The sequence below is a fragment of the Pedobacter sp. 01T416_2 genome (assembly GCF_056398925.1).
The window spans coordinates 1-7838 of the sequence record NZ_JBFTQI010000221.1; the positions used below are offsets into that span (position 1 = coordinate 1).

6 protein-coding genes are annotated in these 7838 nt (G+C 36.6%); all 6 read left to right on the forward strand.

All coding sequences use genetic code 11. The annotated features are described in order from the left end of the window. Window positions 1-1064 (forward strand): TonB-dependent receptor domain-containing protein (locus AC1DPQ_RS11295; protein WP_477609316.1); only part of this gene is annotated, 1064 nt, incomplete at its 5' end. A 10-nt stretch (window positions 1065-1074) separates the two neighbouring features. Next, on the forward strand, window positions 1075-2640 hold the full coding sequence (locus AC1DPQ_RS11300; RefSeq protein ID WP_477609318.1) for a SusD/RagB family nutrient-binding outer membrane lipoprotein: 1566 nt from the start codon (window positions 1075-1077) through the stop codon (window positions 2638-2640). A 25-nt stretch (window positions 2641-2665) separates the two neighbouring features. Further along, a complete protein-coding gene (locus AC1DPQ_RS11305; RefSeq protein ID WP_477609320.1) occupies window positions 2666-4228 on the forward strand; it encodes a DUF5689 domain-containing protein in 1563 nt (520 codons plus the stop codon). Window positions 4229-4324: 96 nt separating this feature from the next. Further along, entirely contained in the window at window positions 4325-5731 is a 1407-nt protein-coding gene (locus AC1DPQ_RS11310) for a calcineurin-like phosphoesterase C-terminal domain-containing protein (RefSeq protein WP_477583738.1), read from the forward strand. Between the two features lie 145 nt (window positions 5732-5876). Next, the gene (locus AC1DPQ_RS11315) at window positions 5877-6776 is read left to right on the forward strand and encodes a glycerophosphodiester phosphodiesterase family protein (RefSeq protein ID WP_477583740.1); all 900 of its coding nucleotides are present in this window, start codon (window positions 5877-5879) and stop codon (window positions 6774-6776) included. A 27-nt stretch (window positions 6777-6803) separates the two neighbouring features. Continuing rightward, the gene (locus AC1DPQ_RS11320; RefSeq protein WP_477583741.1) at window positions 6804-7499 is read left to right on the forward strand and encodes a GDSL-type esterase/lipase family protein; all 696 of its coding nucleotides are present in this window, start codon (window positions 6804-6806) and stop codon (window positions 7497-7499) included. Window positions 7500-7838: the final 339 nt, after the last annotated feature.

Below are 7838 nucleotides of genomic sequence, written 5' to 3' on the forward strand. Positions count from 1 at the left end.
GTATTTACCCTGATAGCGCGATGAATAATCCACGTGTTTTGCCAAATCCCGATTTAAAGCCACTAAAAACGACTACAATTGAGCTTGGTTTAGATTTAAAATTATTTAACAACCGATTAAACTTTGATTTTGCAGCGTATAGCGGAAACACCAAAAATCAGATTTTGAGTCGCATTGTTGATAAGGCCTCCGGTTATAATGTTCAAGTAATAAATGTGGGTAGGGTAGATAATAAAGGCATTGAGCTTGCTATAAATGCTACACCGCTAAAATCTCGTACTTTTAAATGGGAGGTAAATGCAAACTTCTCGGCCAATAGAAATAAAATTAGAGAACTGGCAGATAGTTCAGTTGTGTTACGTACTGGTGCGCTAGGTGGCGGACAAGTGGTTGCCAATGTTGGCGGTAGCATGGGCGATATGTATGGTAGAGGTTATTTACGTTCACCAGATGGGCAAATAGTTTTTAATCCGACCACAGGAGTAGCGCTAGAAAATCCTGATTTGCTGTATTTAGGTAACACAATACCTCAATTTAGGTTTGGTTTTGGCACTAGTATTACTTATAAAAATGTTAGTGTTAGTGCATTGTTTGATGCACAATTAGGCGCAGTTGGGCATTCTTTAACATTTTCTAGAATGGCATCGTTAGGTAAACATAGTATTACCTTGCCAGGAAGATATAATGGCATAGTTGGCGACGGGGTACTTCTAAATCCTGATGGAACGTACCGTAAAAATGATGTGGTAGCCACCGATATGAATGCCTATTACGAATCAATTTATGGTAGTGGGCAAGCAGAAGGAAGTGTATTTAGAACGGATTACTTAAAATTTAGAGAAGCAAATTTAACATACAATTTTGGGCAAAAAGTGCTTAAAAGTATAGGTTTTACTAAATTGAGTCTAGGCGTTTATGGGCGTAACTTATTTATTTGGTCGCCTTGGCCAGCTTTCGATCCCGAGTTTGGAACATTAGCGGGAGGAGATATAGTTCAAGGTTTTGAAACAGGCCAATTGCCTTCAACCAGAACTTTTGGAGCCCGTTTAGTAGTTGGACTTTAATTTTATCAACATGAAAAATTATAAACAAACATTAGCATATACTTTTTTAGCCATTATTGGTTTAACCTTTAATTCTTGTACAAAAGACTTTACCGGAGTTAATACCGATCCTATTGGCAAGAGCACAACAACAGCAAACCAATTATTAGCACCTGCTTTAGTTGGTGTTCTTAACGCAAATATGAGCAGAAATTGGAATTTTAATAACCAGCTAATGCAAGTAACGGTTGAAATTAACGATTCGGAAGGTCGTGTTTTTAGGTACGATGTACGAAGAACACAGGCAGATTATACCTGGAACAATTGGTACTTATTTTTAACTGATTTAAAAGATATTTATACCATTGCCAGCAAGCCAGAATCGCTAAACAAATCATATCAAGGCATATCACTTGTTGCTCAAACTTGGGTATCTCAATTATTAACTGATACTTATGGAGATGTACCTTATAGCGAAGCCAATTTAGGTAAAGAGGGAAACGTACAACCTAAATTTGACAGACAAAAAGATATTTATGCTGATATGTTTGCCAAATTAGAACAAGCTAACCAACTTTTAAAAGAGGGTACGCCAATTAATACCACTGGCGATCCTGTTTTTCAAGGCGATGTTTCAAAATGGAGAAGGTTTTGCAACTCGTTATATTTACGATTATTATTAAGGGCATCGGGCAAAGCCGAAGTTGCGCCAACTATAATTGCCAAAATAAAACAAATTGTTGATGGCAACCCATCAGAATATCCGATAATGCAAAATAATACCCACACGGCTAAAATTTTATGGAACGGAACAAACAGTAGTACCGCAGTTTTTTCATCACCATTTATGGTGAATATTAGAGCTGCTGATTTCAGAGGAATTCCTATTTGCAATTTCTTTTTGGGTAATCTGGTAACATGGGATGACCCCCGTATGAATAGTAATTTAACAGGTAACAATGTTAATCGTTTTTGTATAGATGCTGCACCAAATGGTGGTTTTGTTGGTATTCCAAGTGGTTATGCTCAGGGATCTGGTCTTTCGGTTTTATCTCACTTTAATTCTGATGCTGAAAATAAGCCCACCTTACAAACTGATCGTTTTACAGGTATAATTATGAATGCTGCCGAAGTTGATTTTATTTTGGCAGAAGCTGCTGCAAGAGGATGGATTAGTGGCCCAACTGAAAAATATTACTACAAAGGAATGGTTGATGCGATAAATTATTGGTTGCCAAATTACATCAGTACAACAACTGATAGTAGGTTTATTGATTATGTACAGGCAGCCAATTTAGATTGGGATTCAACACTTCCATTGGATAATACCACATCCGGAAATAGTCAGTTAGAGATGATTCATATACAAAAATACTACGCAATGTTTTTGGTGGATTTTCAGCAATGGTTTGAATATCGCCGTACCGGGCATCCTATTTTACCAAAAGGACCCGGTTTGGTTAACAACCAAAAAATGCCAGCAAGGTTAAATTATCCAGTGGTAACACAATCAACAAATCCAACTAGGTATAATAATGCAATAGCTGCACAAGGTGCTGATGACATAAATACCTTAATGTGGTGGCAGAAACCATAATTATTTAAAATTGAATTAAAAAGTTATGAATAAAATAATAAGAAATATGCTGTTTGCACTAGGGTGTATTGCAGTTATAATAAGTTGTAAAAGAGATACCGATTACGTATTATCAACACCGAGTATGTTTATCCCAAATGTTGATTTACGCAAAATTTATAAAAATACCGAAGTAACGCTTACAACCGAAAATATGCGTGGGGCCAGTATGGTTAAAGGGCAGGTAATTTCTGATCATTCTACCAATAATTTGCCATCGGGTTTGCTCATCATTCAAAATACTAGAATTGTTGGTGGGCTAGATTCATTAAGAGGTATTGCCATAAACATTGGTGTCGATGCCGCGAAATATGTTCCTGGCGATTCTGTTCATGTTAAAATTGAAGGTGGAGTATTGAAACGTGTTGATGGTACGTTACAAATTATGGGCAAAACTGCTGCTGATGTTACTAAAATTGCTTCAGGTAAAACTTTATATATTTCTAGAGGATATGGCAATCTAATAGCTACTTATCCGGATAGGTACGAATGTACTTTGCTAACTATTTATAAATGTACATTCAATCCAACGTTATCTGCTACAGAAACCTTAGCGGGCGATAAAGTTTTAAATGATGGTACAAATGATTTCGGATTCTATACCGATCCAAAAGCGTCATTTGCATCTGTAAAGCCACCATATTCTGGTAATTATAAAGGGATAATAATCAATAAAATCGTTAATGATAAAATACTTCCACAACTACGCATAACTAATGCAAATGATATTGGCGCTTTAAGCACTAACATTGATGCTCCTGAATGTGTAATTTCAGGCTTTATAAGTGATGTAAATGGTGGTGATGGCAACAATGAATACGTTCAGCTCAGGGCTACTAAAGATATTAATTTTGCCAACACGCCTTTTTCTTTGATAGTTTCTAACAATGCTGGAGCATCTGTACCAACGGGTGTACCAGCACAAGGTTGGGCAACTGGCCAGCAGCGTACATACAAAATAAATCTAACTTCTGGCACTGTAAGCAAAGGCGAATTTTTTTATGTTGGTGGTATAAATAAATTAATTAACGGCGCTAATTCTACATCAATTGCCTCATCAAAATGGATTAGGGCATTAGATTATAATAAGGTGAGCGATCGTTTTAACTCAGCTAGTACAGTAACTGGTAATGCCACCACTGGTTTAATGGCAAATAGTGGTAATGCATTCGGAATGGCAGTATTTAGAGGTATTGAGGTTACCGGAGCTACTGTACCTATCGATGTATTGTGGGTTAGTACTGGCGGGCTTTTATATCAATCTGGCGGTGCCCCTAATTATGGTGGAGGTTACAGAATTGGTAATACTGATATTTACGATGTCATTAATCCTCAAAATTTAGTTCCTCAACCTTTTTACAGGGCAGGTACAAATACACAATCGTTAACCTATTTAACTGCAGATTTAGGCTATTTCTACCTTTTAGGCGGTGCTTATGATACAAAATTAAATAAATGGGTAAAAGCAAGAACGCAAACTCCAATTCTTTTAACTAAAACCTCAGCACTCACAGATATTGAGCCTGCTAACGCAACTGAAATAAGATAATAAATTATAAAAAGTTAAAAATATCTATAAAAATCTTTGTCATCTGCGGAAGAAATTATTTTATATTCTTCCGCAGTAAATAAAAAATCATTCACAATGAATAGAAGATCCTTTATTCAAAAATCTGCACTCTTAGGTACAACGCTATTCGTTAGTATCAAAGCTTTTTCTTTTTCATCGCTATTAGAAAACAAAATTTCTGGTAGGATATTAAGTAAAGGAAAAGCTATTTCAGGAGTAGTGATTTCTGATGGTTACAGTGTGGTGCAGACCGATAAAAACGGAAACTATGAAATTAAACTCCATGAGCTTGCCCGTTTTGTTTGGATAAGCACACCTTCTGGTTATGAGTTTAAAACTGAGAGCAGTATCGCACGCCATTATTATAAACCAGATACAGCAGGTAAATTAAACTTCGATCTTAAGCCGCTAAAACAAAATGATAACAAACATAATTTTATCATTTGGGCCGATCCTCAGGTGAAGAATAAGAAAGATGTCGCGCAGATGATGGAAACCTCGGTTCCTGATACAAGAGAAGTGGTAAAAGCAATGGGGAAAACACCAGTTCATGGCATCGGCGTCGGTGATTTAGTTTGGGATAATTTTGATCTTTTTCCTGCATATGATGAGGCTATTGCCAAAATCGGGATTCCATTTTTCCAGGCATTAGGAAATCATGATCAGGATTACAGGCAAGGAGGAGATGATACCTCTGACCGCACTTTTCAAGCACATTATGGCCCAACTTATTACTCTTTTAACAGAGGTAAGGCTCATTATGTGGTTTTAGATGATGTACGTTATTTGGGGGTAGAAAGAACTTACGATGGGTACATCACCCCAACGCAGTTAGAATGGCTAGCCAAAGATCTGCAGCTGGTGCCTAAAGATGCATTGCTGATTATCTGCCTCCATATTCCGGTACATAATGCAGTTAAAAATAACAATGATTTTTATGCCGTATTAAAAGATTTCAAAAATGTTCATATCATGTCAGGACATACGCATTTTAATAAAAATGTAATCAAGAACGGCATTTACGAACATAACCATGGTACTGTTTGTGGTGGCTGGTGGACAGGCCCCATTTGCGAGGATGGTACACCACGTGGCTACGGCGTTTACGAAGTAGATGGAACCAATTTGAAATGGTACTATAAATCTACCGGAAGAGATAGGAAAGAACAGCTTGATATTTATGTAGATACCTTAACGAATCAGAAAAGATTAATTGCCAACGTTTGGAATTATGATCCTGAATGGAAAGTAGAATATTTCCTTGACGGCAAACCAATGGGCTTGTTAGCTCAACAAGATGGATTTGACCCTTTAGCCCTTAAATTGTACAAAGGTGATAAACTGCCAAATCCGCGACCATTTGTGGAACCAAGATCAACAGATCATTTGTTTATGGCACATTTCGAACCATCGGTTAAAAAAGTAAAGGTTGTGGCCACCGACCGCTTCGGAGAAAAATTTGAGGCGGAAATTAATGCTTAACATCCTTATATCTGTTCCGTGCTGTCGGATCCTGTGCTGTCAGATGTTACCATCTGACAGATTATTAATTTTAAAAGCTAAACCAATTATAGATTAATAGTGTCAGATGGTAACAGCTGACGCCACTATAAAATCCCTTCTAAATATGAAACTTAATACAACAGCAATTTTTATTTTCTTGTCTGCATTTGCAGTTAAATCATTTAGTCAGGAAGTTAAATTTCCGGTATTTAGCGCAGAAGCACATCGTGGCGGAAGGGGGCTTATGCCCGAAAACACCATTTTGGCGATGTTAAACGCCATGAAAATAGAAGGAATTACTACTTTGGAAATGGATACCCATATCTCTAAAGACCGTAAAGTGGTAGTAACGCACGATGATTATCTAAGTCCGGCATTTATGCTTACACCAGAAGGGAAAGATATTCCGATAACAGATGCTAAGAAATATCCGATTTTTGGAATGAACTACGCTGAAATTAAACAGTTTGATCTGGGTACCAAGTATTATGAGCAATTTCCTCAGCAGAAAAAAGAAAAAACATATCTTCCATTACTTTCTGACCTAGTAGATGCGGTTCAGCACGATATTAAGGCAAATAAGCGCATGCAGTTTTTTTATAACATAGAAACTAAATGTAACGAAAAAGAAGATGGGATTACCAACCCTAAACCCGAAGAGTTTGTTAAACTTTTAATGGATGTAATTTTAAAGAAAAAAATCGCTGATTTTGTAGTAATCCAATCTTTTGATAAAAGGACGATCCAGATTATTCACGAAAAGTATCCTAAAATAAAAACCTCTTTTTTGGTTGCCAATAAAAAAACATATGAAGAAAATATTGCCGATTTAGGTTATAAACCCTTTATTTTAAGTCCGGTTTGGCAAATGGTGAATGAAGAATTGGTTAAAAAAGCACATGCTGATGGTGTAAAAATCATTCCCTGGACTGCCAATACCTTAGCCGATATTCAGAAATTAAAAGCCTTAAATGTTGATGGTATTATTTCTGATTATCCGGATATTTTAGTTCAGGCAAAATAGTATTTTAGGCCTTTATAAAAGTATAATATGAAAGCACTTTTTAACAAGTTATTGGTAACCGTTGTTGTATTTACACTGAGTTTTACAGCAGCTACGGCTCAGGTAGTTAAATGGGACAGCACTTACCGTCCTGGGAAATATGTTGAGCAGGTAGCGAAGTTTAAAGCCGATCCAAAATCTAAAACAGATTTTGTCTTTTTGGGTAACAGCATTACAGCTGGCACGGATTGGGCTAAACTTTTAGATCTGCCACAGGCAAAAAACAGGGGAATTTCTGGCGATATTACTTTTGGTGTTTTAGAGCGTTTACAAGATGTAATTGATGGCAAACCGACAAAGGTTTTTATCCTGATTGGTATAAATGATATCTCCCGGAATATTCCAGATAGTGTGATCTTAAGAAATTATAAAACAATGATTGCCAGAATCAGAAAAGGTTCTAAGAAAACACACATCTATTTCAATACGCTTTTACCAGTAAACAGTGCTTTCGAAAAATTTAAAAACCATTATGGCAAAGACGAACATATTCTTTGGTTAAATGATGAAATCAGAAAATTTACGGCTAAAAATGTAACGGTTATCGATCTGTATCCAAATTTTACCGATCAGGACAAACACTTAAGAGCAGAACTTACCAAAGATGGTTTACACCTTATTCCGGCAGGATACCAGGTTTGGGCCGATTTTCTTAAAAAGTCTGGTTATTTAACTGAGAAATAAATACTTGAGTCTGCAGCAATAGGCTTCGGCGGTGCGTCATTCCCAACTTGATTGGGAACCACGGAGTGCTCATGAATGCCTCCAAAAAAAGGAAAACTTATGAATAATCTTAATGCAATATGTTTTAAGATTCCCGCCTGCGCGGGAATGACGCCAGATTTTTAGAATATGTAATTGGTAGAGATAATTTTGTTTTTTCGAAACCAATTAAAGGAAAAGCTCCTGACCGGCAGTCAGCACTTTTTCTTTATCGATATTGTTGAAGCTAGGTATATTGCCTAGCTTTTTTATTTTGGTATATTGCTGGATATATCTTTCAGTTTCCACATTCTCGTTACC

Coding starts and splice junctions, on each gene's coding strand:
- AC1DPQ_RS11300 (WP_477609318.1), top strand. CDS start 1,075: ATGAAAAATTATAAACAAACATTAGCATATACTTTTTTAGCCATTATT.
- AC1DPQ_RS11305 (WP_477609320.1), top strand. CDS start 2,666: ATGAATAAAATAATAAGAAATATGCTGTTTGCACTAGGGTGTATTGCA.
- AC1DPQ_RS11310 (WP_477583738.1), top strand. CDS start 4,325: ATGAATAGAAGATCCTTTATTCAAAAATCTGCACTCTTAGGTACAACG.
- AC1DPQ_RS11315 (WP_477583740.1), top strand. CDS start 5,877: ATGAAACTTAATACAACAGCAATTTTTATTTTCTTGTCTGCATTTGCA.
- AC1DPQ_RS11320 (WP_477583741.1), top strand. CDS start 6,804: ATGAAAGCACTTTTTAACAAGTTATTGGTAACCGTTGTTGTATTTACA.